The sequence below is a fragment of the Streptomyces tateyamensis genome (assembly GCF_003205575.1).
GTDB lineage: Bacteria > Actinomycetota > Actinomycetes > Streptomycetales > Streptomycetaceae > Kitasatospora > Kitasatospora tateyamensis.
Map to the genome: position 1 here is coordinate 42,542 of NZ_PYBW01000174.1, position 2,522 is coordinate 45,063.

Annotated in this window: 2 protein-coding genes; both read left to right on the forward strand. The window is 70.3% G+C overall.

From position 1 onward, the window contains the following. The first annotated feature begins 338 nt into the window (after window positions 1-338). Entirely contained in the window at window positions 339-1,811 is a 1,473-nt protein-coding gene (locus C7C46_RS31430; RefSeq protein ID WP_110673330.1) for an NAD-dependent malic enzyme, read from the forward strand. 506 nt (window positions 1,812-2,317) lie between these two features. Next, on the forward strand, window positions 2,318-2,522 hold a 205-nt coding region (locus C7C46_RS31435; RefSeq protein WP_181442638.1), incomplete at its 3' end, for an HU family DNA-binding protein.

The window sequence follows — 2,522 nt, forward strand, 5'->3', positions numbered from 1 at the left end:
GGGGGGGGGGCCCCTCGCCGTACGTTGGTGACACCGACCCGCCATGCTCGCCTCGCGGCAAGTGGTCGCTCGCGGCGACTAAGGTTGGGCCCGGGGGCTTGGATCGAGCCGGTGTCTCGTCCAATGTAACCCATCGGCCCCGCCAGGCAATCCCAGCCGGAGGTTTTGCCGTACTCCGCCAGGTCGGCCGCAGGCCTTGTTGTCGGTTCCCTGCAATCAATGAACGATATTTCTGGGAAGCCCCTGGCAGGTGCGACGATCGAGATCTAAGATGCGCTCGGCGACAGCGTCAACAAACTGTTGAATCAGCGCAGGGAACCCGAGGAAGAAGGACGTCGATGGCGACGGTGCCCAGTGTCTCCAACTCGATCACGGTGCGGCTGGAGGTGCCGGCCAGTGGTGGGGCGGTCAGCAACATCACCACGGCCGTGGAGTCCTCCGGCGGTTCGGTGACCGGCCTCGACGTCACCGCCTCCGGCCTGGAGTCGCTGCGGATCGACGTCACGGTGGCGGCCGCCTCGGTGGCGCACGGCGAGGAGATCGTCGAGAAGCTGCGCGCGATCGAGGGCGTGAGCATCGGCAAGGTCTCCGACCGCACCTTCCTGATGCACCTCGGCGGCAAGATCGAGATGTCCTCCAAGCTGCCGATCCGCAACCGCGACGACCTCAGCATGATCTACACCCCGGGCGTGGCGCGGGTCTGCATGGCGATCGCGGAGAACCCCGAGGACGCCCGCCGGCTGACCATCAAGCGCAACAGCGTGGCCGTGGTCACCGACGGCTCGGCGGTGCTGGGCCTGGGCAACATCGGCCCGCAGGCCGCGCTGCCGGTGATGGAGGGCAAGGCGGCGCTGTTCAAGCGGTTCGCCGGCATCGACGCCTGGCCGCTCTGCCTGGACACCCAGGACGCCGACGAGATCGTGGCCATCGTCAAGGCGATCGCCCCCGGCTTCGCCGGCATCAACCTGGAGGACATCTCCGCGCCGCGCTGCTTCGAGATCGAGGCCCGGCTGCGCGAGGCGCTGGACATCCCGGTCTTCCATGACGACCAGCACGGCACCGCGATCGTGGTGCTGGCCGCGCTGACCAACGCGCTGCGGGTGGTCGGCAAGGAGATCGGCGAGATCCGGGTGGTGATGTCGGGCGCCGGCGCGGCCGGCACCGCGATCCTCAAGCTGCTGCTGGCGGCCGGCGTCGAGCACGCCACGGTGGCCGACGTGCGCGGCGTGGTGCACACCGGGCGCGAGGACCTGAACGAGTCGCTGCGCTGGATCGCCGAGCACACCAACCGCTCCGGGCGCACCGGCAGCCTCAAGGAGGCGGTGGCCGGCGCCGACGTGTTCATCGGCGTCTCCGCGCCGAACGTGCTGGACGGCGACGACATCGCCACCATGGCCGACCGGGCGATCGTCTTCGCGCTGGCCAACCCCGACCCGGAGGTCGACCCGGCGGTGGCCCGGCAGACCGCCGCGGTGGTGGCCACCGGCCGCAGTGACTTCCCGAACCAGATCAACAACGTGCTGGTCTTCCCGGGTGTCTTCCGCGGCCTGCTGGACGCCCAGTCGCGCACGGTGAACACCGAGATGATGATCGCCGCAGCCCGGGCGCTGGCCACCACGGTCGCCGACGACCAGCTGAACCCCAACTACATCATCCCCAGCGTCTTCCACCCGGACGTGGCGAAGACGGTCGCCGCGGCCGTGCGGGAGGCCGCGCTGGCCGCCGGGGACTCCGAGGCGGGCCCCGGCCGGCCCACTCCGGGCATCGTCGGGACGCTGGACACGGCCGCGTTCCCGGTTGTTCGGTTGTAGTACGGACAACTCCTGAAGGGGCGGTAGGGGTCGGCCAGCTGGCCGAATACCGCCCCTACCCGTCTGAGGTGGGCCCGAACCCTTGCGACACAAGGGGAAGGGCGTGTTTGGGCTTGTCCCCGTCAGGGCGTACGGTAGCCCTGCACGGGGCAGGCGTGTCCGACAAGTACGGAACGTCCCCCCAACCACTCGGCGAGTCGTTCCCGGCCGCCGCCCGCACCGGTGCACCGGTGTCGACGGAGCGTCACAGCTGCGTGGGGAGGGCGCCGTTCGGGGGTGCACGGCCGAGTCCCGATTGGCTTTCTCGGGGCCGGTAAGGGCAGGATGCGTTCCCAGGCAGGCACGGGTCAGTACTGGCCCGGTGCGTGGTCCGGGTGCGAGCCGGGCCCGAACCACCAGCCGCCTGAACGAGCACCAGTGTGCGGACCAGCCGCCCGGCCGGGGTGCCTCCGGCGGGACGAGCGACGGGCCCCGCACACCGCAACGAACAGACCACAGGAGTACACATGAACCGCAGTGAGCTGGTGGCCGCTCTGGCCGACCGCGCCGAGGTGACCCGCAAGGACGCCGACGCCGTGCTGGCGGCCTTCGCCGAGGTCGTCGGTGAGGTCGTGGCCAAGGGTGACGAGAAGGTCACCATTCCCGGCTTCCTGACCTTCGAGCGGACCCACCGTGCCGCCCGCACCGCCCGCAACCCGCAGACCGGTGAGC